At 53.4% G+C, this 25,565-nt stretch carries 18 protein-coding genes and 1 pseudogene; 12 read left to right on the top strand and 7 right to left on the bottom strand.

Features of this window, described 5'->3' with window-relative positions; translation table 11 throughout:
- Window positions 1-428 precede the first annotated feature (428 nt).
- Window positions 429-1,634 (top strand): endo-1,4-beta-xylanase, encoded by a 1,206-nt coding sequence (locus CA13_RS28920; protein ID WP_419194965.1) that lies wholly within the window; start codon window positions 429-431, stop codon window positions 1,632-1,634.
- Between the two features lie 367 nt (window positions 1,635-2,001).
- On the opposite strand, the gene CA13_RS28915 is transcribed toward CA13_RS28920, so the two are convergent.
- From CA13_RS28915 to CA13_RS28885, 7 genes are all read right to left on the bottom strand, one after another.
- Window positions 2,002-3,243 carry a rhodanese-like domain-containing protein gene (locus tag CA13_RS28915; RefSeq protein ID WP_146402582.1) on the bottom strand — a complete coding sequence of 414 codons (1,242 nt, stop codon included), beginning with the start codon at window positions 3,241-3,243 and terminating at the stop codon, window positions 2,002-2,004.
- 22 nt (window positions 3,244-3,265) lie between these two features.
- The gene (locus tag CA13_RS28910) at window positions 3,266-3,790 is read right to left on the bottom strand and encodes a YeeE/YedE thiosulfate transporter family protein (RefSeq protein WP_146402581.1); all 525 of its coding nucleotides are present in this window, start codon (window positions 3,788-3,790) and stop codon (window positions 3,266-3,268) included.
- On the bottom strand, window positions 3,787-4,476 hold the full coding sequence (locus CA13_RS28905) for a cytochrome b/b6 domain-containing protein (RefSeq protein WP_146402579.1): 690 nt from the start codon (window positions 4,474-4,476) through the stop codon (window positions 3,787-3,789). The genes CA13_RS28910 and CA13_RS28905 overlap by 4 nt, the downstream gene beginning before the upstream one ends.
- Window positions 4,473-6,554 carry a hypothetical protein gene (locus CA13_RS28900; protein ID WP_146402577.1) on the bottom strand — a complete coding sequence of 694 codons (2,082 nt, stop codon included), beginning with the start codon at window positions 6,552-6,554 and terminating at the stop codon, window positions 4,473-4,475. The genes CA13_RS28905 and CA13_RS28900 overlap by 4 nt, the downstream gene beginning before the upstream one ends.
- Window positions 6,551-8,005: a tetrathionate reductase family octaheme c-type cytochrome gene (locus CA13_RS28895; protein ID WP_146402575.1), complete on the bottom strand. Its 1,455-nt coding sequence runs from the start codon at window positions 8,003-8,005 to the stop codon at window positions 6,551-6,553. The genes CA13_RS28900 and CA13_RS28895 overlap by 4 nt, the downstream gene beginning before the upstream one ends.
- Window positions 8,006-8,031: 26 nt before the next feature.
- Window positions 8,032-8,367, bottom strand: a complete 336-nt coding sequence (locus CA13_RS28890; protein WP_146402573.1) for an ArsR/SmtB family transcription factor — start codon at window positions 8,365-8,367, stop codon at window positions 8,032-8,034.
- Between the two features lie 394 nt (window positions 8,368-8,761).
- Complete coding sequence (locus CA13_RS28885; RefSeq protein ID WP_146402571.1) at window positions 8,762-9,037, bottom strand: endonuclease domain-containing protein; 276 nt, start codon at window positions 9,035-9,037, stop codon at window positions 8,762-8,764.
- Window positions 9,038-9,286: 249 nt separating this feature from the next.
- Between CA13_RS28885 and CA13_RS28880 the strand changes: the two genes are divergently transcribed.
- From CA13_RS28880 to CA13_RS28835, 11 genes and pseudogenes are all read left to right on the top strand, one after another.
- Complete coding sequence (locus CA13_RS28880; RefSeq protein ID WP_146402569.1) at window positions 9,287-9,820, top strand: sigma-70 family RNA polymerase sigma factor; 534 nt, start codon at window positions 9,287-9,289, stop codon at window positions 9,818-9,820.
- Window positions 9,821-9,823: 3 nt separating this feature from the next.
- Window positions 9,824-11,536, top strand: a complete 1,713-nt coding sequence (locus CA13_RS28875) for a LamG domain-containing protein (RefSeq protein ID WP_146402567.1) — start codon at window positions 9,824-9,826, stop codon at window positions 11,534-11,536.
- Between the two features lie 110 nt (window positions 11,537-11,646).
- Complete coding sequence (locus tag CA13_RS28870; RefSeq protein ID WP_419194964.1) at window positions 11,647-13,116, top strand: alpha-L-fucosidase; 1,470 nt, start codon at window positions 11,647-11,649, stop codon at window positions 13,114-13,116.
- A 141-nt stretch (window positions 13,117-13,257) separates the two neighbouring features.
- Window positions 13,258-15,063 (top strand): arylsulfatase, encoded by a 1,806-nt coding sequence (locus tag CA13_RS28865; protein WP_146402563.1) that lies wholly within the window; start codon window positions 13,258-13,260, stop codon window positions 15,061-15,063.
- Window positions 15,064-15,115: 52 nt separating this feature from the next.
- Window positions 15,116-17,308: a right-handed parallel beta-helix repeat-containing protein gene (locus CA13_RS28860; protein WP_146402561.1), complete on the top strand. Its 2,193-nt coding sequence runs from the start codon at window positions 15,116-15,118 to the stop codon at window positions 17,306-17,308.
- An 8-nt stretch (window positions 17,309-17,316) separates the two neighbouring features.
- Complete coding sequence (locus tag CA13_RS28855; RefSeq protein ID WP_146402560.1) at window positions 17,317-18,813, top strand: alpha-L-fucosidase; 1,497 nt, start codon at window positions 17,317-17,319, stop codon at window positions 18,811-18,813.
- Window positions 18,814-18,822: 9 nt separating this feature from the next.
- On the top strand, window positions 18,823-19,095 hold the full coding sequence (locus CA13_RS28850; protein WP_146402558.1) for a hypothetical protein: 273 nt from the start codon (window positions 18,823-18,825) through the stop codon (window positions 19,093-19,095).
- Window positions 19,092-20,585, top strand: coding sequence for a sulfatase family protein (locus tag CA13_RS28845; protein ID WP_146402556.1), 1,494 nt, complete (start codon window positions 19,092-19,094; stop codon window positions 20,583-20,585). Before CA13_RS28850 ends, CA13_RS28845 begins: the two co-directional genes overlap by 4 nt.
- A pseudogene (locus tag CA13_RS36205) lies at window positions 20,582-21,718 on the top strand (sulfatase family protein); the annotation flags it as partial. The gene CA13_RS28845 and the pseudogene CA13_RS36205, both read left to right, overlap by 4 nt.
- Window positions 21,719-22,705: 987 nt before the next feature.
- Window positions 22,706-23,602 (top strand): family 43 glycosylhydrolase, encoded by an 897-nt coding sequence (locus CA13_RS36200; RefSeq protein WP_473087515.1) that lies wholly within the window; start codon window positions 22,706-22,708, stop codon window positions 23,600-23,602.
- Between the two features lie 46 nt (window positions 23,603-23,648).
- Window positions 23,649-25,508 carry a glycoside hydrolase family 97 protein gene (locus CA13_RS28835; protein WP_419194963.1) on the top strand — a complete coding sequence of 620 codons (1,860 nt, stop codon included), beginning with the start codon at window positions 23,649-23,651 and terminating at the stop codon, window positions 25,506-25,508.
- The last annotated feature ends 57 nt before the right edge of the window (window positions 25,509-25,565 follow it).

Raw genomic sequence — 25,565 nt, 5'->3', positions numbered from 1 at the left:
TACCTCACAAAAAGAGAATTGAACTTTCCCCATATTATGAGCCTTGCCCAGCTTTCGCGCCAGAGGTATTAGTCAGACACCGCGATTGCGCGACGATCCGGACGAGTCGCTATTGTTCGGTGCTTAGGGATGTGGGGTGTTTGGCAATGATCCGCATTAACCGGCAAAGAATTTCCAGACTGCTTTCGAAAACGATTTCACAGGAGCGCGAACGCCATTGGCATACTGCTCCTCCGTCGACTTCGTTCATCGATTGCTTGAACAGTTGTTTTCTGCGGTGTCTAATGAACGGCGGAGCAATTAACCGGACAAGCTCCGATGCTTCCTTGCGTCACTGCACTCGCCGTCACGATTTTGAGTGGCGACGACCACCTCCTACCTGAGCATTCCTCATGCGTTTTCACCCTTTCGTATATTTGCTTTCTACGATGTCGGTTCTTTTTTGCAGCTCGATTACTATCGGTGCTGACCAACTCGACCAAGCCATTTCCAAACACCGAATGGGAACGCTGATCATTGAGGGGCCAGCAGGTGCTGAGGTTGACGTCAAACAACTTCGCCACAGTTTTTGGTTCGGAGCCGCCTTGGCCAATCAGATGTTTTCCGGGTCAAAGAATTCCCCTTCTGCAGAAAAATACAAATCCGTTTTCCTCGAGAATTTCAATGCAGCCGTGACTGAAAATGCTCTGAAATGGCCAAGCATGCAGAGGACTCGTGACAGAATCGACTATTCCGTCGTCGATGCAATGTTGCGTTGGACCGAAGAGCACGAAATCCCGTTACGCGGACACAACGTTTTTTGGGGAGTGCAAAAATTCGTTCAAGATTGGGTCCAAGAACTTGACGATGCCGAGCTTAAAGAGACGCTACGCCAAAGAGCGTTAACCATCGCAAAGCGTTACCGCGGCCGTTTTGCCGAGTATGACTTAAACAACGAAATGCTACACGACAACTTCTACGAGCGACGCCTAGGTCCGAACATCACAAAAGAGATGGCCGATTGGTTTCGCGAAGGAGATCCCAATGCCGTACTGTATTTAAACGACTACGACATTTTGACCGGCAATCGGCTTAATGATTACGTCAAACAGATCAATGACTTCCTTGGCCAAGGTGTTGCCATTGGGGGCATTGGAGTCCAAGGGCACTTGCACGGCGACTCGTTTGATCCGGTGAAGCTAAAGCATTCACTCGAGGCACTTGGTAAACTTAATCTTCCAATTCGGATTACGGAATTCAATTTGCCTGGCCAGCGTTCGACGTTTCATCGGCAGCGGCAATCGTCAATGACTGCGGAGCAGGAACAAGCCAAAGCGAAGGCGATTGTCGAGTACTACCGGATCTGTTTTGCGAATCCGAATGTTGATGGGATCTTGATGTGGGGTTTTTGGGAATCCGCATGCTGGATCCCTGCATCCGCACTCTTCAAAAAAGATTGGACGCCGACACCCGCAGCTCTCGCCTATCGAGATCTTGTTTACCGGCAATGGTGGACCGACGAAAGTACGAAGTTCGACGAACACGGTAAGACCAATGTTCGAGTGTTCTATGGCAAGCATCGAGTTCGTTGTGGTAACGTTGAAACAATTGTCGAGATAACGCCAAAGGATAGGGTACTCACGGTTCAGCTTTGATCGGTACCCCGCACGGCGGCGGCGCAAAACGCTAGTCATGGCAAACGCTCAAAGCCTGAGAGACGGATCCATTTTCGTCATGCACCCTCCTTGGTCTCGTCGTTCTATTCCACCTCTCAGCGAAGTCAACACACAAGGATTTGGTACGCGTGAAAGTCATGTGCGACAAACTCTCGGAAATCGAAGCGACCGGTGTGAAGCTAGCAGCTTGATGCCTGTTTGAATCTTCAAGGGGCATCGTTCCGGCGTCACCTGGCGGACGTGAATGGACGCCCGGTTGAGTCAATTTGCGTGCATTTTCGAATCGAATCCGCCCTATTCGCCTTACCCATTTTTCTGGCTTGCCCCTTTTTCTGGTTAAGCGGCTTCAACCACATCCGCCGCCTTCCGCGTGAATCGGCTTGCGAACCTTCACGCGGCTTTCGAACGTGCGAGCCGAAGCAACCTTGGCCTCCGGACGTGACTCGGGATGCCGCGCACCGGTCGCTCGAGAAAATTTGTATCGCATCCGATCATCGCCATCGGCCGACTGCAAAGGCCCAGGTGCATCCATTTGGCCGTCCATAAAGACATCTAACCAACGATTGATACCGCCCGCCAATATATAGGGGTTCGCATTTGAATACACGGCGACGCGACGCCACGCTTGCATGGCCGCATCTTCGTCGTTGGACATCAATACAATTACCTTCGCCGGCGCGATCGGTTTTGCCCAGCCACCTTCTAGTTCTTCAATCGACATACGGTGTGCGTCCAACAGATGGAATTGGTTGTAATCAGCTTCGGATCGAATATCCAACAAAACCAACTCGATTTGATTGTTGTGCATCAAGCCCGCCAGTTCCGCTGCATCGATAAACGGCTCTCGAGTTTGCAACCTTTCATCCAACGTCAACGATTGCGCAACCATCAATCGCTTTGTATCGGGTTGACCGATCATCAACGTGCAAGCCGCCAACAAAATCGCAACAGCCGAAGCAATATAGCGAAGCCGACGGATCGGGGGCGTCATCCGACCGGTCGATCCCCGAGTGAACTCGGGATCAAACACTCGTTCGGACCACTCGGCGGCAGCGAAAGCGCCGATCGCCATCAGCACCACTGCCAGAACCACAAAACCAGCATCAACGTGGACAAGGTCGTACAGTGTTAATGGACCAAATGCTCCTGCGTATGTCCAAAAGCTCGAGAAATACAACACTGTCTGACTAAACACAAAGACCCCAAACGTGACTCCCAAAACGAACAAGATCCCGTCAATCTTTAACGTCGAAGCCGACACGACCGAGGTACCCGGACAGTAACCACCGATGATGAATCCGAGCCCCAACAGAAAACCGCCCAGCACCGCTGGCCCAAGATAAGTTGGCGGCACCCAAATGCGAGTCATGTCGATGACGCCGATGGCCGAGCCCGCAAACAACAATACCATTGCGGTAACGATTGCGGTAAACATCACTTTCAGAACACGCATGTCATACAGATAGAACTGAGCGGCAAGGTTTCGCGAATTCCCAAAACCGGCTCGCTCTAACACAAAACCGAATCCGAACCCGGTCAACAGCGTGACGATCGTCGCAGTGATACCTGCAAAATGTAAAGGAAACATAATTCTATTTTCTCTTAGGACGCTAAATCCAAAGCCGACGCAACGGATAGGCGATCAGGTAGCCTCCGCCAAAAACCATCATCATGAATGCCCAACTTCCGACTGATAACACGGCGCCTCCCGAAAGCGCCTGACCTGACGTGCATCCTCTTGCCATCGCGGCTCCGAATCCCATCAAGCCACCACCAGCAAACGCAAGCACCCAACGCAGATGCTTACTGACTTTGGGCCCTTTATAGGTTTCAAAACGCACGCGACCGGCCAATATCCCAGAAACGAAACCGCCTACCGAGACACCGAGCAGCATCCAAACCATGGTGTGGTCCAGCGGGTTGTTTGTACCTCCGGCATAATTGGCGAAGTAGAGATTGCGATCCACAGCGGCCTGATCGACTTGATCGACTCCAAACGCCAAACAACGCGCGATGCCACCCGATGCTCCCAACCCGGCACCGGACAAGACAAATGACAAAAACAGGACGATCCCTAACGCAATGCCGGCGACATAAGGATTCCAATAGACGAGCTTCGGAGAATGATCGGTCATGTCACCACCTCATTGATCGAATTCGGGGTTGATTGCGAAGTTGATTCCTGGTTAGCCGCTTCGGGTCTTGATTTTGGCAGTGTTTCAAAGCCAGTGATCATGGCGATTAAGTTTGAAAGCGGCGTGCGTCCGGTCGTTGTGAGGTAAATATGCATAATCGTGAACGTGACAAACGCCCAAGCACCCAACGTGTGAACTGCGGCGACCAGCGGTAGACCGCCTACCCAAGACAAAATCCCAGGCTGCATCTGTCCGCTCCACATCAACAACCCGGTGATCAATTGCAGCGGCATGAGCACATTCAAGATCACCAGGTACGTAATTTGTTGCAATGGATTGAGTCTGCGGCGTGAGGTCTTTTCCAACGGGTGTGGATCACCGCGAAAAATGCCTCGCATGTAGTACATCAACTGAGCCGCACCAAGCGAAACGAAATCATGTGGCTCCGGCAAGTATTGGCGAATCGCACCTGTGGCGACATAGTAAAACAGACCGAGAAATGCATTGATCAGCAGTAGGAACCCGAGCACATTGTGAATCGATACCGCCAACGAAAATGGAAGTACGCCAATCGATCCCGGCCAATGGATGACTGCACCGGTCAGCACCAGCATCATGATCCCTGCCGCTTGAGCCCAATGCCAAAACCGTTCGTAAGGCGTGTAGATTAAAACTCGCTCAGTCATTGTTCGCTCTCCAGAGGATGGTCGTGATCCAACCACCAGCGTCCGTGTCGTATTCGTAAACCAGCGTGAATCATCGTGCCGATCAGCGTGCCTAGGATACTGAGGACTCCGAGCACATTGACCCAAGGCCAATCGTCGTGCCCCAAAACGTAGAAATCAGCTTCACGCAAATTAGGACGCCACGACAGCGACGTGTTTGACTCACCTTCGGTTGGGCCGTCATTGAATGAACCAGCAAAGATTACATCAGTACCACCGATAGGGCTGGGCATCACGCCACCAGGCAGATAGTCGGCCAATGAAATCGGCTGAGTCAGACGCGACGTTTTTGCGTGGCACGCCTCGCAATCTCGGATCGCATCACGACCCGGCCCGACACCGTGGTGCAATTCGTAGGGCTGCAATTCACCAACAATGTGCGGCTGTGACACCCCAATCTCCGTCAACAGTCGTTTGGCTACCGCCACTTTGTCAGATGTATCCAAACGCAATTCCCTGCGACTGAGTTGGCCATCATCATCCGCATCCAATACGGCTGCCAATTCGGGGTGATAGATTCCATTAGGCAGGAACGCTCGTTGTAGATCACTCTCTCGAACCGGAAGCGGTTGTTCAGCGCCGGCAACCCAGTACCAGACTGAGACGAGATTGATAGGAAACAACCGCGCACGCCCATTGAGGTCGCTTCGGGGCAACAACACTGGCTCGAACCCAGTGACGAGTGCTTGACCGTTGGCATCTCGTTTCCAACCGCGCCAATCGGTCGGCGGTTGCCCGTTTGTATCTACCAACGTCCAATCAACTTGCTCAATGGCCGGCGCGAACGATTGTGAAATATGACACGCTTCGCAACTAAGCCGCTCGAAGTGAACCGCCTGATAAGGCAGCCAATCGTGTGTGCTCGGTGCGTCGTGGCAATCTTCACAACGTCGCATCGTGCCTGCCAAATGCCCTGCGATCGAACCTTGGGCCGTCTGCCCTTTTGCAAACTGGTGACTCGGTTGCCGAAGGTATTCGCTTAACGTCAGGCGACGCGGTTCATAGCTCAAATGCTTGGGGCGATTGCGGTCACTGGAACGAAATTCAGCAGGATTGTTAATCGAGAAGTGGCAACTGCGGCAGTCCAACATCGCTTGAGCATGTGCGTCCCAAGGCCGAGTCAACTCTTCTTTTCCCTCGATGTTGGCAGCTGAGTCCGAGATACGTTGTGCCGAAAACACTTGACCTTTGGTCGCAGTGGACCACTGTCGCAGTGACAACTTGAGCTCCAGTGGTTCTTCGCCGTCATGAGTCAAACCGTGGCATTGACCGCAATGTGCCGAAGTTGGTTTGCGGAGCGGCAAGTGTTCTGTGGTTACACTGCCGTCTTCCTCAAACGCATCACGGTGATACGTCCACCCTTCACCACTCGGTTCCACGAGCCCGGTTTTCGCGAGAGTGGCAGTGTTGGCCCAACCAAACTTCCCAGCCTCTAATTGTTCGATTCGTGCCGCATTATCCGGATGATCAACGTGACACAAAAAGCAATTCATCTCGACCACGCCCGATTGCTGCCAATCCCAGGCACGCAGCTGACCGTCCTTCGGATCGAACACCTGATGATTTGGATCGACACTCGACACGTCACTCGATGCAACTTGTTCGTCCAACGGCACTTGACCAAAACCTCGCAGCGCCGGCCCACCACCAATATGCCACCGACCTTGCAAGCGAATCCAATCAGCAATGCCCATGCGCAACGTTTGTTGACCCGGCGGCGTCAAATAACGATAGGTCAGCGGATTCCAACGACCAACGCCGCCGCGACCGTAATCCCATGGTCTGTATCCGTCTAGCGAGCCTACATCCACGGTTCGGTCAATGTCGAGAGAGGCATGATAGCTGTGGCGTTGGATGAAGTCTGTGTCGTGACACTTACCGCAACTTACCGAGGTGGAAATCGGCTGCCCCGAATCCATCACCAACTCGCCGCCGCGATCGCGCAATACAATCGGAGGGTGAAGCGAAGTGGTTGGAACTTGGTGATCCGCGCCCAACACAAACGCCAACAATACCGTGGAGATTTTTAACACCATCATCGGCTTTCTCCTTTGCTGCCTCGATACAACTCGGTTCGCCGACGGTCACCACGTACAGCCGGGTCGCCTTCGTAGCCCAACGCGCGCCAATCCATCTGGCCCGTCTCGCCATGACACTCGACACACTGTAGTGCCTTCGCCGATGTTTGGACCATGTGTGAGAGAGGCCAATACATTTCGGTGTCAACGAAGTCGTAGCTGCCACTGTACTCGAGCCCCGTATCCTCGCATCCGAGTCGACACGCTTGGTCCCAATCGAAGGTCGACCAATAGCCGCCTTCGCCTGCGGTTCGCGGAGTTAGCAAATGCAAATGGATTGCATCGTAAATTTGTTTACCGCGGTGTACTTTGAAAGGCCAAATCCTAGCTTCTGGATCATGCGGGCCGCCTTGAGGGCGATTGATATACACCAATTCGTTTGGATTGATCTTGTCGCCAGTCAGATAGCGATCCGCTTTGCCATTGTACCAAAAGTACTCTGGGCGAACGTTTTGTGCGTATTCGAAGCTGCCCTTCTTCTTCATATAGACATGTGGGTCCTCCGGGCGGCCGTCTTGTCCCGCTTGTGACCAATCCCACACCATTTTGGTGGGTGCATCGATTGCCATGCGTGGAATATGACACGTCTGGCATGCAACCGTGGCTGTGTGTGCATCGAGTCGTTCGTGATTGTGTGGACGTTCGTCATGGCAATCGACACATCGCACTCGTTCAGGCGGATCGACACAGACTGACATCGCACATCCTGGAATCTGATGCGCCGTCGTGCGATGGCAATCGACGCATTGGAAATCCAATTTGCCCATATGAACGTCCACACGCTGGCTGGGGAAATACATCGATCCGTCCATATCACCATGCTTGACCGCGTCGCCTCCGCCGCCTTTAAAGTGGCACTGACCACAATTCGATCGCGTCGGCCGTCCAACACTTTCGGCAACCGCGAGCAAATCGATATTCGGATTCGGCTCTCCACCATCGCCTTTTTGATAGGCACCCGATTGGTCGTGACAGATCAAGCAGTCGACGTTTTCCTGGTTGGTAAAATCGAAATTTCCGTATTCCGTCCATCCGTAGCCTGCGTGGCAAGACGAACAGCTTTTAATGTTAGGGCCTGCGGCGATGCAAAAATTGTTGAGAAGGTTGAGCTTTCCCGTGCGTATTTCCTTGCCGTCGTCCGTTTCCGTGACGGAACTGTTGGTCCAAGTCCAATGCGATGTCTGCATCACTTCGTGAGCCGAATTAGGGTGACACGACAAGCAGGCCCGCGTTACATCTTGGCCGCTTTCAAGTGGTCCATTGAATAGACCAGCGTGGCTTAACGGAGCCGGTGGCACCGGCATGTTTGACCACGGATCCTTCGGTGGGTTTGGACCAGCGATCGACTTGGCAATCACTACCGACGCCAACACGAATGCCCCGAGCACCAAGACTCCCAGCAAGAATCGCATGTCATGGCTCCTTTTGATTCGTCAGTTTATTCTGCATCGACATCCATCCACTGGGCATTGCGACGCGCGACGTCCGTCAATGCGGTTCGGATCATAGAGGCCCCTTTAATGATGCGAGGGTCCGCAACGGTGTAGTAGACGAACTGAGCCTCTTTCTCCATTGTGACCACGCCTTTTTCCCGCATCACCCGTAGATGCTGCGAAGCATTTGGCATACTCACTTCGGCGTACTCGGCTAATTCAGAGACCGTCTTGGGGCCCGTTTGCAATGCACAAAGCATATGCAATCTTGTGGAATTACTCATCGCCGAAAAAAAGTCCGCCATCAGCCGACATTGCCGTTCACCCAATTCATCAAGCACGTTCACCTCCACCACTAGCACTGCGATCCGAAACCATCGCAACCGATCTCATTGCAAAAAGAAAATTTGCAATCGAACAGTCGTGATCGTGTACTTTCTTTATATCGTACTTAAGCATCTACGCAATTACGAAACAAACAAACTTTAGTGCGGCCTATTGTCACGCGATGCAATGTCAAACCCACAGGGGAAACATGCGGCGACTGTTCTGGTCCAATGCTCAATGAGTGTCAATTCGATCTTGAAGGAATCGATGAGACCTGCGGCAGCACAGCAGTCATCGTGGAAAGAATGTATGTTGTTCGTCTTCCATTGGACGCCGCACAGGCACTGTATTTTGGGTCACTGAATGCCCGCGAATCCGTAGCACCTCGTAACCCTATTCTGACAAGAATTAATCGCCTACTTTGTCATACACTTTCCCTCCATCGGTTTGATGATGCTCGCCTTCGACTTCAACGACAACCTTTAGTGCAACACAACCTAAGTCGACTGTGTAAGGCGAGAGGGGAGACTCGCGCTGGAACTTTAGATTCCGGCATCGAGGACCTCGCACCCTCTGCCAAACAGCACTCGATTGCGTTCTGTGATCGAACGCAAACGCAATGACCGGCGGATCTCGTCGCGTTGATCGGCAACCTGAATTCACCTCGCCCTCGGACTCAATCATCCAAAATTCCCCCCCTCTCCAACGAATTCCATCGCCACTGGGCAACTAGTATCGAAACCGCGGTCTTGACGGAAAATCCGTATACTCTCTGCTGCGAACGGCTTTTGCCTGCGAAAAAAAGGATACAATTTGCGGAGAACGCTTTCTACCGAGAGCCAAGTGAACCGGAGAGATCTGCCGTCACAGGTGTGAGTTCGGAAAATCTGAAATCAGGTGTCACACTTTGGATTCTCGCGACAAGGTAAAGATATGACAGTTTCCCTTCCCGCCGTTTCCGCCGAATTTGCTCAGTTGGTAGCTCAGCAGCATCAACAATTGCGTTCGTTTGTGCGAACGTTGGGAGTTGCTCCGGACTGGGTAGATGATTTGGCTCAGGAGGCGTTTCTCGTGGCGTGGCGGGAACGAGAATCCTTCGATCCACAGCAAGATTATGGGAAATGGCTGCGCGGGATCGCTCGGAATCTTGTGCGGAACGAGCTTCGCAAGCAAAAACGTCAAGAACGACTCCTACATCAAGGCCTCGCGGAATTGCTGGTCCGCGCAGATGAGTTCCAACCGCAAGGCGAATCCTGGGCTGAGTGCCGTGTTCCGATGTTACGCGATTGCGTTGAACAACTGGCGCCCAAAAGCCGGGAACTGGTGTCTACTCGATACGGCGATGGTTGGAAGGCTCCCGATCTTGCTGATCATTTCAAGATGACTCCGACAGCTGTTCGCCAAGCTCTCACGAGAATTCGGATGCAGTTGAAGCGGTGCATCGAACTACGGACGGTGGAGAGCTAATTGATGTCACAGAAACGTTTTGAGGAATTGCTAAGTCGGCTGCTGGATGATGATATCGCAGAAGAGCAGTTGGATGAATTGACGCGCATGGTGGCTAATGATCCGAAGATGCTCACGTTGCTTCGCCAGCACCTGTTGATGAGCGATCGATTGAGTCAATATGAGGACGAACTGCGAAGTGACAATCGTTTCATGGATGCGGTTCATGCCCGAATCCGTGCCGCCGAAGACTCGAGTGAGTTTGTAGCGAGGGTCGTTGCCTCGGCGCAAGAAGAAGCCTCGGAGAAATCGAAGCTGGCAGCGTCGAGAAGCGAAAAGGTTTGGCAGAGCTCGCGAGGAATGGCAGGTTGGATCACTGCGGCGATTGCCATATTTGCGTTGATGGGCGTGCTCAATCAACACAGTACGCAGCCATGGAAAAGTGCATCCAACGGGCCGGCGACCGATCGTGGCCAGGAGGAAGCCAGCGACCGGGGCGTTGCCGTGCTGACTCGAGTTTCGGGTCTATTGGGTGAACAAACATCCGATTGGCGGGCTGGCGAAACGGTTCCACCAGGAACACTCAAATGGGATGCGGGACTATTGCAGCTTGAGTTTTACGGCGGAGCGACGGTTGTTGCGGAAGGACCGGCGGAAATCGAAATCGTTGATGAATCGCGTGTGGTCTGCCGATCCGGACGACTCCGTGCTTATGTCCCGGAACCTGCGCGAGGGTTTGCCGTGATTGCTCCTAAGTTTGAACTGGTCGACTTGGGGACAGAATTTGGATTGGATGTAACGAGCGGTGGTGCCGCCGAAGTCCATGTCTTTACTGGCAAGGTCGAACTTTATGACGCAGAATCGAATCGCGACGTAACCACACGGCGCGAGTTGAATGCAGGAGATGCACTGACAGTCGATCACGATGGCACCGCAAAACAGATCGAAGTTCGAGAATCGGATTTCGTCACACCCAATCGACTAAGTGAAATGACAGATGGGCGGCAAAAAAAACAGCTTCGTGACTGGCGAGCGTTTCGTGACTCACTGCAAGACGATCTACGGTTGATTGCGTACTTCCCGTTTGATCGAAACGACTTGGAAGACCGCATTCTTACGGGCTATGGCGCAGACGGTGTGCTGATCGAAGGTGCTATCGTTGGATGCGAGTGGACAGAAGGACGGTGGCCAGGCAAAACATCCTTGCAGTTCAAGCGACCGGGTGATCGCGTGCGCATCACGATACCGGGCGAATTTGAATCGCTGACCTATTCGATCTGGCTGCGTGTTGACGGACTGGACCGCAAATACAATTCGCTGTTGCTGACGGATGGCTTCGACAAAAATAATCCCCACTGGCAGATCCGTCAAAACGGATCACTGGTGCTCGGGATACTGCGTTCCCGAGGTGACTTGCACTCGTACCAAACCGATTCAATCTTCAACCTGTTTCGACTAGGGCAGTGGGTTCATTTGGCAACCGTTTATGACACCGACCAAGCGTGCGTAACACACTACGTCAACGGAGAGCCGACCGTGCGTGAGCCATTTCAGGAGCCCGCATCCGGTTTGTTGAAGATTGGCAATGCGACGATAGGCAATTGGAGTGATCCCACGCCGCGGCATCAAGCGTCTCGCGTTCGCAATCTCAACGGATGCATGGACGAACTGATCGTTTTCGGCCAAGCCTTGGGCGATTCCGAAGTTCGTCGCATTTACGAAGTAGGGCGACCATGACTATCCGCGAAACATGCAATCAACATTTCTCATTGCTTTTTGATAACCTTGCCGAAAGCATTTCAAAGTGTCGTCATCCAGAACGAAAGAGCACAACGGAAAGGAATATCATGAAGTTCAGATTGTGGTCGCTGTTGATTCTGATAATGAGCGTGATTCTGATGATGAGCGCGCTTCCATTGCAGGCACAAACGGGCAAGACGAAGCGAGCGAATACACCAAAACGCGATGTGAGCTTTGAATACCGTTTTTCGGAGGAACTAACACAGACGGAGGATTCGAAATCACGACAAGAACGTTGGTTTCGTGATGCAAAGTTCGGCGCCTTCATTCACTTCGGTGTCTATTCAACACTAGAAGGAGAATACAAAGGCCGCGGTTCGCAACACCGCTATTCCGAGTGGATCCAGGTCTCCGGCAAGATTCCGGCCGATGAGTACCATCAAGTCGCAGCGAAGTTTAATCCCGCCGATTTTGATGCTGAAGAGTGGGTAAAGGTCTTTCAGGATTGCGGGATCCGCTACGTCGTGATCACGTCGAAGCACCACGATGGTTTCGCGCTTTTCAAGTCGATGGTCAGCGATTACAACATCGTCGATTACACTCCGTTCAAGCGGGACATCATTAAGGAACTGAGCGAAGCGTGCCACCGCCATGGTCTGAAATTCGGTGTCTACTATTCGCAGGCGCAAGATTGGGACGAGCCGGACGCGCCCTATATCGCCCCGAGGCTTGAAGGAACACGTAAATTCATCCATCCCGAACTGCCGGCGGACTTCAAACCCGACATGGATCGCTATATCGCAAAGAAAAGTCTTCCGCAGGTTGAAGAGCTGATTAAAAACTATGAGATCGATTTGATTTGGTTCGACACCCCGTCGGGAATGAACATGCAGCGTGTGAAGCTATTTAGCGATATGGTTCGCAAGCACCGTCCGGACTGCCTGATCAACTCTCGCATCATCCATAGTGGAAAAGGGAAGATCGAAGCGCAATACCTGCCGTACTACGACTACGTCTCGATCGGTGACAAAGAAGTCCCCACCCGGAAACTCCCGCTCTATTTCGAGTCACCCGACAGTGTCAGTTCCTCGTTCGGCTACAAGACCAAGGGAGACTGCTACTATCATTCCGGAGAAGAGATGCTGCATCGTTTTGTACATACGGTTTGTGCCGGCGGGAACGCTTTGATTAACAACGGTCCTCTGGGCAACGGTCGTCTCGACCCAGAGGCGGTCCGGCTGTACGGCGTGATCGGCGATTGGTTGAAAGTCAACGGCGAATCCATTTTTGAAACTCGCCGCAATCCGCTGGCCAATCGTCCGAACTGGGGTGACATCTCCATCAGCAAGGATGGCAAAACGCTCTACCTGCATATTCTTCAGTGGCCGGAATCCGGTACGATCACGGTGACGGATCTTCCGGCGCCCGCAACTTCGGCCGTGTATCTAGCCAACGGCGAAAAGTCAGACTTTGTTCAGAAGGGCGGCACGCTAGAGCTCACACTGCCTGCCAAGCCCCTGGACGATTACGACATGGTCGTCAAAATCGGATTCGCAAACAGCATTGGGGAACAATAATCGACTTCGTTTTCGGTCATTTACTCCGTTTTCGGTCATTTACTCCGTTTTCGGTCATTTACTCCGTTTTCAGTCATTTACTTTGTGTCGCGCGGATCGCTCGCGCGGCACGGAACTCTGGGTCCTAACAAAAAGAGTCACATGAAAAATCGAACTCAATTTCAGCTCGCCATCGTCGCCTTCATCATTGCAACAACGGCATTTTCCGTTGCAGCAAAAACACCAAATGTGGTGTTCGTCATTTCCGACGATCAAGGTTACGGTGACCTTGGATGCACCGGCAATCCGATTATCAAGACTCCAAACATTGATCAGCTCGCGTCGGAAAGCTCGGGCCTGAGCGATTACCATGTTGCCCCAACTTGTTCTCCCACGCGTTGTTCACTATTGACTGGGCATTGGACCAACCGCACTGGGGTTTGGCATACGATCATGGGCCGTTCGATGCTACGCGAAAACGAAGTCACCGTGGGCCAAATGTTCTCCGACGCAGGCTACGAAACCGGCATGTTTGGAAAATGGCATCTCGGTGACAACTATCCCTATCGTCCCGAGGACCGCGGTTTCACCGAGGTTTACCGACATGGCGGTGGCGGTATCGGCCAAACACCCGACGTTTGGGACAACGCCTACTTTGACGGTTCGTATTTTCACAACGGTACAATCGTTCCCGCCAGTGGCTTCTGTACTGACGTCTTTTTCGAGCAGGCCCAGGCGTTTATCAGCAAGTGTGCCAAGCAAGAGAAGCCATTTTTCGCATACATTTCTACCAACGCACCCCACAAACCACTGCACTGCCCACCGAAGTATTTCAACATGTATGAAGGGCAGTCCGACAGCATCGCTGCTTTCTACGGCATGATCACCAATATCGACGACAACGTCGGCGCGACACGCCAGTTGATCCAAGAACTGGGAATCGCCGACGATACCATCTTCATTTTCACCACGGACAACGGGACGGCCAGCGGCGCAAAAGTCTACAACGCTGGGATGCGAGCAGGCAAAGGAAGCCCGTACGAGGGAGGGCACCGTGTTCCGTTCTTTGTGCATTGGCCTAGCGGTGGCCTTACCAAACAGCATGACGTCAATGAGCTGACACACGCAGTCGATATTGTCCCGACTCTTCTTCAAATGACCGGTGTGAAGAAGCCCGAGGGAGTGAAGTTCGATGGTGTTTCGATTGCCGATCTGCTGGACCCAACCAAGGACGTTGATTGGCCCAAGCGGTTTGTGATCAGTGATTCCCAACGCGTTCGCGATCCGATCAAGTGGCGTAGTTCGTCGGTGATGTTTGGCAAGTTTCGACTCGTCAATCGCAAAGAGCTATACAACATTGCCTCGGACCCCGGACAGAAGAACAACGTTGCCGACAAACACCCAGAAATCGTCGAAGCGATGCGGGAGTTTTACGACGGGTGGTGGGCCGAGCTTGAACCTACCTTCGCGCAAACGACCGAGATCTACCTCGGTCACCCACAACACCCGGTCGTTAGCCTGACCGCACACGATTGGATCCAGAAGATCTATCCTCCGTGGCACCAAGGCTCCATTCGCGAGGCAGATCGCAAGCACCGCGACAGCGAAAAGCTCAAACACTTGGGTTACTGGGCGGTCAAGGTTCTCAAGGATGGGAAATATCGGGTCGCGCTTCGCCGCTGGCCCACTGAATCCGGAGCTGCCATCAATGCCGATCTTCCCGCAGGCGAGGATGTCCCTGGTGCAACGCAAGCTTTTCGCTGCGTCAAAGGAAACGCCATCGGCGCCACTCACGCGGTGCTTCGCGTTGACGATCAAGATCTCGACCGAAAACCGGTAGGGAAAGACGCCGAGGAGGTCAGCTTCGTAACCGAACTCAAAAAGGGATCCCATCGGCTCGCCCCTGTATTTGAGATCAAGGAAGGGGAATTGGGCGCTTACTACGTCGTCGTTACTAGCCTTGATTGAGTTTACTATGCGTTGCGGCAGGGTCGCGTCCAAGGGAAAGAAAGACTTATCCATGAGAAGTAGTACAAAGAGCCTGTTTCTCGGCGTACTGACCCTGTTTGCCGGAAGTGTGTGCAATGCTGCAGAGACAGATTCAGCAGAAAAGGCCGATTTCTATGTATCTGCCGCGGGTTCCGACGAGTGGTCCGGGACACTTCCGAATCCTAATGCGCAGACCAGCGACGGTCCGTTTGCGACACTAAGCCGCGCGCGTGATGCCGTACGCGAACGGAAGCGGCATCAGCGTTCGAAAAATATTCTCGTGCACATTCGCGAGGGGGTCTACCAACGGAGTGAGCCGGTTGTGTTCGGCCTGGAAGATTCGGGCACTGGCGATGCGACGATAACGTACGAGGCGTATCCCGGCGAGACGCCGGTGTTCAGTTCGGCGCAGGAGATCAAGGGTTGGCAAATGGTGACCGCCGAGCTACCGGGCTTACCAGAAGTGGCCCGAGGAAAAATCCGAGTGGCGGATGTTACACGCCGTTTTTACACGCTTTATGATTCCGACGGTCTGCTGCCGCGAGCGCGATCGGCCGGTTTCATTCCGCTGTCCGGTGGTAGCCGAAACGAGTTGCACTTCCCCCAAGGTCGGTTGAAGAACTGGTCGAACGTGGAAGATGTGGAAATGGTCGTCCGTCCACATCACGCCTGGATCGTAAACATCCTGCCGTTGGTTTCAGTTAACGAGGAAACGCAGATTGCTCGTTCATCCGTCGACGCGACCTACGCGATGAACCAACTTCACTTTTTGAAAAAGACTCCGTCGTGTTGGGTTGAGAATGTGTTGGAGGAACTCGACGAACCGGGCGAATGGGTGCTCAATACCAAGGAGGGCAAACTCTATCTCTGGCCGCGCAGCGAGTCGCCCGTTTTGGCTCCGCAACTAACGGAGTTGATCCGCGTTGAGGGCGAGGTCGACAAGATCGGGCCAAAGGACGTGCCAGTGCGAAACCTGTGCTTTCGTGGTCTGACTTTCATGCATGGGGATCGCTACCAATTGTCCCAAGACGATGCGGGACTACAGCATGACTGGGATATGCACGACAAGGCCAATGCATTGGTTCGCCTACGCGGTGCCGAGAACTGCACGATCCAGCAATGTCGGTTTGCTCACAGCGGCAGCGGCGCCATTCGTGTCGATTTGTACGGACAACATAACAAGATCTCCGGTAACCTGATCGAGCAGATGGGAGGTGCCGGCATTCTGCTGTGCGGCTATGGTCCAGGCACCAAGGATGTAAATCGAGACAACCTCGTCTACAACAATCACATTCATCATATTGGGGAGGTTTATTCGCACTCGCCAGGCATCATGATTTGGCAGAGTGGAAACAATCGCGTGGCGAACAACTTGGTTCATCACACTCCCTACACCGGAATCATCATTTCTGGTTGCATGACAGATTTCTTTACCAGACAGGGTCGTGAACTCAGCAGAACCATTCGCACGCATGAGATTGCCCGCTTGCCGAAGAAGCCAGATTTGGAAGATGTGCGTCCTTATCTTCACACGCATGACAACGTTATTGAATCTAACGAAATCCATCATGCGATGGAAATGTTGGGCGATGGAAACGCTATCTATATACGCGGCGCAGGCGCGGGGAATGTGATTCGCCGCAACTATGTCCACCACTTGGTCGCACCGACGCAAATGCAGGCCGCGATTCGTACCGATGGCGGGCAAAGGGACACTCTCATCGCAGAGAATCTGATCTTCAAATGCACTTCGCAAGGCATTCTAATGAAGCTGAACAATCGTTGCGAGAACAACATTGTCGCAGACATCATTGCCCCGCCTCGCGGCTACTATTTGGCAGTCCGCGAAGGTCCCCTGACGGGTGCAACGATCAAGCGAAACATCTTCTACTCGTCCTCAGCGACCTGTACGTTCATTGATGAGTTGCCACCGGGAAAAGGTCGAACTTCCGAGGATCGCAGAGGGCGAAAACTGGCGAAGTCCATGGATGCGGACACGGATTACAATATTTACTACTGCGCGGAAGACAATAGCCTAAGCGAGACAATGCTAAACAAACAACAGAGCGATGGCGTGGACGCACACAGCGTGGCCATCGATCCGCTGTTTGTTGATCCGGAGAATGGCGACTTCAGGTTTAAGCTGGAATCGCCCGCGTTGAAACTGGGCATCACTCCGATCGATCTGTCCCAGATCGGTTTACGTTCTACCAACACTCGATGAGATTCTTGATGATATATTTGAAGGTTTTGCTCGGCGTGAGCCTATTAGCAGGAGTCGCTTCGGGCGCGGACATTGAACCGACCTGGGAGTCCTTGGCCGCGAACTATCAGGTTCCTGAATGGTTTGTGGACGGCAAGATCGGCGTCTGGTTTCATTGGGGAATCTCGTCCGCTGCCGATGAAAACCGCCCCAACGATGGCTCGCACTACGGTCGGCGGATGTACTCACCACCGCCGGAAGGCAAGGCGGACAAAGATCTGAGTATGAACGAGACTCTGACCAAGTGGCATATCGAGCGTTATGGACCTCTTGAAGCGTTTGGCTACGAGGACCTGATCCCATTATTCAAGGCCGAGAAGTGGGATCCCGACGCCTTAGTGAAATTTGTGAAAGACAATGGTGCCCGATTTGTGATGCCGGTGGCGTGTCACCATGATAATTTCGATATGTATGATTCGTTCCATCCATGGAACTCTGTGAACATGGGACCCCAACGTGACACGCTCAAGGAATGGAAAGAAGCGGCAACCAAACATGGACTCAAATTCGGTGTCTCGACTCATCTCTATTGGTCACCGCGTTTCTTTGCCAACGCGCGCAAGTATCAAAAGCCCGCTACAGCCGAGTGGCAATTATTCAACATGGACTACAGCCCAAGTGGGTATGCGACTCAGGACAGTTGGAACGAACACTGGTATGCGCGTTGTTGGGACATTATCCAAAAGTATGACCCGGACATGTTCAACAACGATTCCCCCTATCCGAAAATCGGAGGCGGTAAGGGACTTGGCGTCAAACTTTTTACGGATTTCGTCAACCGCGATCTCAAGGAGAACAACGGGAATCAAACGGTTGTACTTTCCTTCAAAGATGGGAACAAAGACCGAGCCGCGTTCACCTACAATCTGGAACGAGGAGGCGCCGGAGAAATCAAGCCCGAACCCTGGATGTGGGCGACCGATCTTTCGGGCGGATGGTTCTATCGGAAAACCGCTGTCAACAGGATGAGCATTCCGGTGATGGTTGGCAATGGCATCGATGCGATGAGCAAAAACGGGGTGGTCATGCTCAACGTCGCCTTGCGCGGCGATGGGACCTTGCCTGAAAAGCAAGCCGCCTATCTGACCGCCTTTGGCGATTTCCTCAAGATCAACGGCGAGGGAATTTACGGTACCCGCCCCTGGAAGACTTTTGGTGAAGGGCCATTGAAAGTCAAAGATGGCCGCCAGGGAGAAAACCATCATGAATTTTCGCAACAGGACATTCGCTTCACTACCAAAGACGGTGTGCTGTACGCCTTCGTTCTAGCGCCGCCGACACAGGACATTGTGATCAAGACGCTCGCAAGCGGCGGATTGTTCGACCGTGAAATTGCGAGCATTGAACTGATGGGCAGCGACGAGAAGATCAAATGGAATCGGAACGCTTCCGGGCTGACGATCGAGTTAGCCGATACCTTACCGGGGCAAATCGTCAACGGTTTTCGCATCCATTCAAAGCAGTAGGAAGAAGAAATGGGTGCTCGAATAGACCGTAAGACCAGCTGGTGGTGCCCGGTGTTGTTGGGTCTGGGCTTTTCGACAGTGCATGACGCAAATCAGGTTTCGCTTGAATCAGTACTGCCAGAGCTGACCGACCGCGACAGGGTGGTGCGCTTCCCAGAGCTGGAATTCCGGCTGAAGCCGCACAGCAGTTACAGTCGCGAGTCCAAGATACCGGTTGATCCTGAAGGTTGGTTCGTGAACCCCAAGAAAATAGGCAGTACGGCTCGTGATGGTGAAAAATGACGAAAGCGACTCAAATCATAATCTACGTGTTCGCTATTGCCGTGTTATCCGCAACGTGTCTGGCGTCCGAGCACGTTGCGTCTACCAATGTCATTTTCGTCCTAACGGATGATCTTGGCTACTCCGACATCGGATGTTACGGCGCAACGAAAGTCAAGACACCGAATATCGATCGGTTGGCGGCCGGTGGAATCCGATTCACTGATTTTCACACAGCAGCGTCCATCTGCTCGCCGTCTCGAGCGGCGTTCTTGACGGGCGCCTATTCCCAGCGTGCTGGTCTCTACATGGGCATCAATCCAATTCGCAGGGCACACTGGTTCCTCGGATTGGATCCTTCGGAAATCACGCTGCCCGAACAGTTCAGCAAGCAGGCGTACGAAACCTTCATGGTCGGCAAGTGGCATTTGGGTACGGAACCCGAGTTCCATCCTCTGGTGCAAGGATTCGACAGCTACTACGGCATGCCCTGCAACTTTGCTCATTCGCCGAGATTCTTCGACGGCAAGAAGGAGGTTTTCGCGCGCACGCCCCTTGATCGACTGACGGAGCTTTACACTCGGCGTATCACGAAGATCATCCGTGAACAGCGAGATCAGCCCTTCTTCCTGTACTACGCGCACAATTACCCGCACACGCCTTACCAAGCCGGCAAGAGGTTTGAGGGCTCTTCGCAAGATGGGGTGCGCGGCGATGTGATTCAAGAATTGGATTGGAGCATCGGGGAAATGATGAAAGCGTTGAAAGAGGTGGGAATTGACGACAACACGATTGTCATCTTCGCCTCGGACAACGGCCCGACGGAAAACACATACGCCAAACCATTTCGCGGCACGAAGTATGTCACCTTCGAGGGTGGGCATCGCGTTCCCTTCATCCTCCACTGGCCAGCAAAGATTAAACAGGGACGTGTGTTAGACGTGCCCATCAACGCGATGGATGTCTTCCCGACATTATCGGAGATTATCGAAGTCCCGATGCCGCAAGATCGGACTTACGATGGCGTCAGCCTGATGCCGCTGTTGGTGGGCGAACCGCTGGCACGGCAACGCGCGCAACCGTTTTTCTACTACAATTGCGAAAATCTCCAAGCCGTCCGGATGAGCGACTGGAAACTGCACTTGCCTCGCGAGCTGAAACAGATTCCGTTCTGGGACAAGAACAAGGCGTTTATCGATATCAAACGCCCGGTCCTCTACAACCTGCGGACGGATCCAGAAGAGACTTCGGATGTGGCGTCTGCTAACCCGGAGATCGTGCAGGAGATGGCGGAACTGGCAACATCCATGCGCAGAGAGTTGGGCGAGTACATGCGCCGCGGCAGCGGACAGCGGCGTACCGGATCCATTGTGCCCGATGCTCCCGTCATTAGTCACGAAAAGGATTGGGGAAGGGTTCCCCCCGCCACGGCCGAATTCATCGCCAACGAGCGACAAAGACGACACCCGATACGAAAACCAACCAGGACACGAAAAAAGAGAGAGAAATGAAAACCCTAATCCTCATATGTACCATCAGCATTGGGTTGGCCCTGCCGCTTAACGCGGCTGAGCAACCCAACGTCGTTCTCATATTTGCGGATGACCTGGGCTATGGTGACCTGGGATGCTATGGCGCGACGAAGGTGCAGACGCCCAACATCGACCAGTTGGCCAGAGAGGGACGCAGGTTTACCGATGCGCATTCGGCCTCCGCTGTCTGTACGCCCTCACGCTATGCACTGTTGACGGGAGAGTATCCGCTTCGGGCCAATGACGGCGCCGGCGTGTGGGGGCCAGCACCGGTTACGTCGGGGCTCATTGTCGACACAGAAAAGGTGACGATCGCCGATGTCTTCAAGAACCAAGGCTACGCTACGGCAGCGCTGGGCAAGTGGCATCTGGGATTCGGCGCGGGAACAAATAACTGGCAAGAACCGCTGCGTCCCGGTCCGCAGGATCTCGGTTTTGATTACTACTATGGTCTGCCCGTCGTTAATAGCGCTCCTCCTTATGTCTATGTCGAGAATGATCGCATTGTTGGCGGCGATCCTGCAGATCCTCTGGTCTATATCGGCAGAGGGCATAATGAGGTGGCCACACCGATTACCGAAATTCCACCGGAGGCCTCTCAGCGAACAGCCAATCTGTTCAAAGGGGCTGTGGAAGCTCACAAGAAATACAACGACTATACGGTGGGAACCGTCTTGGCGAACAAGGCCGTCGACTGGATTACTGCCAACAACCAGCAGCCGTTCTTTCTCTATCTGGCCACGACTCATATTCACCATCCCTTCACGCCCGGAAAAGATTTCCAGGGATCCAGCGATGCGGAGCTCTACGGCGACTTCGTTCAAGAGCTGGACTGGATGGTCGGGGAAGTGACCGGGTGCCTTGAGAAGCAGGGCTTGAGCGAAAACACGCTGGTGATTTTCACAAGTGACAATGGAGGCATGCTAAATCTTGGAGGACGAAATGCAGTGAGGGCGGGCCATCTCATTAACGGGGACCTTCTCGGATTCAAATTCGGCGCATGGGAAGGCGGACACCGCGTTCCGTTCATCGCCAAGTGGCCCGGAAAGATCGAAGCAGGTACTGAATCGGATCAGCTCATCTGCAATGTGGATATGTTGGCCAGCTTCACAGCGCTCACTGGGCAGGACTCCCAAGCCTTGCAGAGCAAGGACAGCGTCAACGTTCTGCCGGCTTTGCTGGAAAATCCGAAACAGAATATTCGTAAGGATTTGATTTTGGCCCCCAAGAAAGAGAGTCATCTTGCCGTCCGCAAAGGCAACTGGATCTATATCGGAGCCCGAGGCAGCGGCGGGTTTACCGGTTCGCAACCGAGTCATCATGCCTGGGGAGGTCCACCTGCTGTTCAGTTCGTCGGTGGCGTCAACAGCGACATCGAAGACGGACGACTCAAGAAGGATGCCCCGCCTGCTCAGCTTTATGACTTGGAAGCAGACGTGAACCAGACGCGAAACCTGTACAACGAATATCCCGAAGTGGTTGAGGAAATGAGCAAGCTGCTCTCAACCTATGCTCCGCCAAAGCGTCGTTCAGCTCCCAAGACAGGGAACGCGGCTGCAACGAATGGGGCCGCAAAGAGGACTGCGGCCATGCCAAGCACTCGGAGCGCGACCTTTGATTTCGAGTCAGGCAAACTAGAGCCCTGGAAAGTCGTCGAGGGACAATTCAATCATATCGTCGGTAACCGCGACCGCTTCTTTCACAACAAGGGCGAATGCAACAAGCAGGGCGATTACTACCTGACCACGCTCGAAACCAGCGCGACCGCCGAAAGAGGATCGGACCAGCAGACCGGTTTGATTGTCTCGCCGCTTTTTATTCCCCAAGGCGGCGAAATGACATTCCGGGTCGGTGGTGGTGGCGGACCGGCCACCTATGTCGCCCTTTGCACCGCAGACGGCACCGAGGTGGAAACGGCGAGTGGAGTCAACAACCAATTGATGCAAAGGGCCGTCTGGAATCTCGCTCCCTATGTCGGCAAAAAGATGTTCATCAAGATCGTCGATGATTCGACAACGGGTTGGGGACATGTCACGGCCGACAACTTTCAGTTCGATGCAGAACTGCTGGTCCAGTATTCAGAAACGCAGGCCCCTGAACTGACGACATTGAAGGCGACCTATTCCGAAGCGCAAGGCATCGGAGTTGAAGAAGGTGTGATGCGCCGGGATCCGAGCGACATCATTAAAGTCGGCGATCTGTATTACCTATGGTATTCCAAGGGAACAATTTCTCCAGGATACGACGCAACCGTCTGGTACGCGACTTCGCTTGATGGCCACGCATGGACGGAAAAAGGAATGGCTCTTGCCAAGGGCGAACCTGGAAGCTGGGACGCGGCCAGCGTCTTCACTCCCAACATTCTAATTGCCGAGGGACGTTATTGGCTGTTCTACACAGGCACTTCCAGGCAGTTCGGTAAGGGATTCAATCCGGATTCAAAAATAGGCATCGCAGTATCCGATTCCCCCGATGGTCCCTGGGAGCGTCTCGACACCAACCCGGCGCTGAAAAACAGTGATAACCCAGAGGATTTCGACAGTCACTTGATTGATGATGCCTGCCTAGTCGTGCGAGAGGGAAAGTACTGGTTCTACTACAAGGGCCGGCAGTTGGGAAAAAGCCCAGCAGAAACGAAGCTTGGCTTGGCCATCGCGTCTCAACCGCAGGGTCCTTACAAAAGGGTTGAAGACAATCCTGTCATTCCGGGCAACCACGAAGTGCTAGTCTGGCCGCAGGGCAAGGGTGTTGCCGCCATGATCGGAACGACCGGCCCGAAAGAGATTACCCGTTCCATCATGGTTGCCGACGACGGGCTTCATTTCTCGAAGACGCACAACGTGATCGATGTCCCGACCGCAGCCGGCGCGTATCGTCCAGAAGCCTTTTCCGATAGCGGTGCCGGTAAACGGATTCAGTGGGGCGTACACATTGGCAAACAGAAAGGTTCGCTCCCTTTCATCGAACGTTTTGATCTAGTGCCTGCCTCGAATTGAATTCCACAACGATCTGTCGTGGAAATTAAATACAAAGAGGAAACTTATGAAGAAATACACGTGGCTTTTGATTGTAAGCATGTCGGCTGCGACGAATCTGTTTGCGGCCCCCACGATTGTTCGATCTCCGGACGAAAAAGTCGCGGCATCGTTTGAGGTGAAAGACGGAGCATTGTTCTATTCCGTTTCCAAGGGAGACAAGCGGTTGGTCGGCGCCTCCAAATTGGAGATCTTTGCCGGGGCGAAGATGACCATCGTTGATCAATCGGTTCGCGAGAGTGATACGAGTTGGAAACCGGTCTACGGCCAATTCAGTACGATCCGCGACCATCATCGTGAGCTAACTCTTTCGTTGACGGCAGACGGAACACCGGTGAAATTGCTTTGCCGCGCGTTCGACACGGGCATTGGATTCCGTTTTGTGTTATCCAAAAAGGCCGCGGGTCAATCCATGACTTATTCCAGCGAGTACAAGGTGCTCAACGGCGCGGCGCATTATGCTGGACAACGTGGCGTCCAGATCGGAAGCATGACGAAAGCAAAGAGTATTTCCGTGCCCTTGGTGACCGTGCGCAGGGACGGTTTGCACGTCGCCTTGCTCGGGTCGGATCTCTATTCGGCAGCCGATTTTGAGAGCATGCGAATTCGCTATTCCACGGCAGTCAAGGGGCTTGTAGCCACCAGTTCTGCGGTTGCGATGGGCGAAGGGCAGCTCACACCGTGGCGAGTGATTTTGATTGGCGAGTCGGCCGGGGATTTGACCGTCAACACCGTGGCGTTGAACCTGGCTGCACCCTGCAAGCTGGCGGATACTAGCTGGATCAAGCCTGGCAAAGGACTTTGGGACTGGCGGATTCACGGCTACAACAACGGTGAGTTTGCCTATGGCATTGATACTCGCAGCTATCTGCACCTGATCGATTTTTGCGCAGCGCAGGGGATCGAATACTTCACCATTGACGATCATTGGTACAAGAAAGCAGGGAATGGGAAGATGACCGTCGCTCCTGAAGTCAACATTGCCAAAGTGATGGCCTACGCCAAAGAGAAAGGCGTCAAGATCATGCTCTACTACGATCGCAAGAAGGGTAACTTTGGCGACGAAACGCTCTTCGAACATTATGCGTCTCTGGGCGCCGCAGGGATGAAGTATGGTTTTATGGGCAATAAAGCCGGCTTCACCCGAAACGCAATCAATGCCGCCGCGGCAAACAAACTGCTCATTAATTTTCATGACGGACCGGTGCCCATGACGGGGGTGGAACGGACGATGCCCAACTTGATCACCCGCGAATACTGCCATGCACAGCAAGACAGCCGCAGTGCTTTTACACCCAAAACCTTCCTGAAGATGGCAATGGTCAGTGCGCTCTGCGGCCCGCTGGATATGTCCAACGGGAATTTCGGAATCACCAGCATCAATGCTGGTGAACGCGAAAAGGGGCCTAGGAAGAAGAACAGTTATGTCTCGACGGTGGTTAGCGAAGTGGCCCGCAATTTGGTGATCTACACAGGGCTTGTGACACTACCTGATGCACCAGAGGAATATCAGAAGAAGGCTGAACTGTTTGAGTTTCTCAAAATCATGCCTGCGACTTGGGACGACACTCGAGTCGTGAATTCCAAGATCGGAAACTATATCACGGTCGCCCGCCGCAGCGGTGATGCCTGGTTTGTCGGGTCGGTCAGCGATCAGACCAAGCGAACGTTGGAAGTTCCGCTTGACTTCCTCGAGGCCGGAAAGACCTACGAGGCCACTGTCTATCAGGATACGTCTGATGCGCACGGCGTGAACAACGCGGAAGCCTTCGAAATTATTACTTCGACCGTGCAACGCGGCGAGGCAATAACGGCCAAGATGGCCGTCGGTGGTGGGCATGCAATGATCCTGCGGCCGAGCCAATAGGGATTCGTGAATCGAGGGCAATGAAGAGGCAAGCCGCATGGGGATTCGCCAAAATTC

The organism is Novipirellula herctigrandis (assembly GCA_007859835.1).
Lineage (GTDB): Bacteria > Planctomycetota > Planctomycetia > Pirellulales > Pirellulaceae > Novipirellula_A > Novipirellula_A herctigrandis.
Note: the sequence above shows the minus strand (reverse complement) of the source record. Positions and strands in the feature narration are given on the sequence as shown.

Bases quoted from the DNA above. Each gene is read 5' to 3' on its own strand.
- CA13_RS28835 (WP_419194963.1), top strand. From the start codon at position 23,649: ATGAAGAAATACACGTGGCTTTTGATTGTAAGCATGTCGGCTGCGACG.
- CA13_RS28870 (WP_419194964.1), top strand. From the start codon at position 11,647: ATGAAGTTCAGATTGTGGTCGCTGTTGATTCTGATAATGAGCGTGATT.
- CA13_RS28875 (WP_146402567.1), top strand. From the start codon at position 9,824: ATGTCACAGAAACGTTTTGAGGAATTGCTAAGTCGGCTGCTGGATGAT.
- CA13_RS28845 (WP_146402556.1), top strand. From the start codon at position 19,092: ATGACGAAAGCGACTCAAATCATAATCTACGTGTTCGCTATTGCCGTG.
- CA13_RS28895 (WP_146402575.1), bottom strand. From the start codon at position 8,005: ATGCGATTCTTGCTGGGAGTCTTGGTGCTCGGGGCATTCGTGTTGGCG.
- CA13_RS28900 (WP_146402577.1), bottom strand. From the start codon at position 6,554: ATGATGGTGTTAAAAATCTCCACGGTATTGTTGGCGTTTGTGTTGGGC.
- CA13_RS28850 (WP_146402558.1), top strand. From the start codon at position 18,823: ATGGGTGCTCGAATAGACCGTAAGACCAGCTGGTGGTGCCCGGTGTTG.
- CA13_RS28855 (WP_146402560.1), top strand. From the start codon at position 17,317: ATGATATATTTGAAGGTTTTGCTCGGCGTGAGCCTATTAGCAGGAGTC.
- CA13_RS28915 (WP_146402582.1), bottom strand. From the start codon at position 3,243: ATGTTTCCTTTACATTTTGCAGGTATCACTGCGACGATCGTCACGCTG.
- CA13_RS28885 (WP_146402571.1), bottom strand. From the start codon at position 9,037: ATGATTGAGTCCGAGGGCGAGGTGAATTCAGGTTGCCGATCAACGCGA.
- CA13_RS28880 (WP_146402569.1), top strand. From the start codon at position 9,287: ATGACAGTTTCCCTTCCCGCCGTTTCCGCCGAATTTGCTCAGTTGGTA.
- CA13_RS28910 (WP_146402581.1), bottom strand. From the start codon at position 3,790: ATGACCGATCATTCTCCGAAGCTCGTCTATTGGAATCCTTATGTCGCC.
- CA13_RS28860 (WP_146402561.1), top strand. From the start codon at position 15,116: ATGAGAAGTAGTACAAAGAGCCTGTTTCTCGGCGTACTGACCCTGTTT.
- CA13_RS28920 (WP_419194965.1), top strand. From the start codon at position 429: ATGTCGGTTCTTTTTTGCAGCTCGATTACTATCGGTGCTGACCAACTC.
- CA13_RS28865 (WP_146402563.1), top strand. From the start codon at position 13,258: ATGAAAAATCGAACTCAATTTCAGCTCGCCATCGTCGCCTTCATCATT.
- CA13_RS28905 (WP_146402579.1), bottom strand. From the start codon at position 4,476: ATGACTGAGCGAGTTTTAATCTACACGCCTTACGAACGGTTTTGGCAT.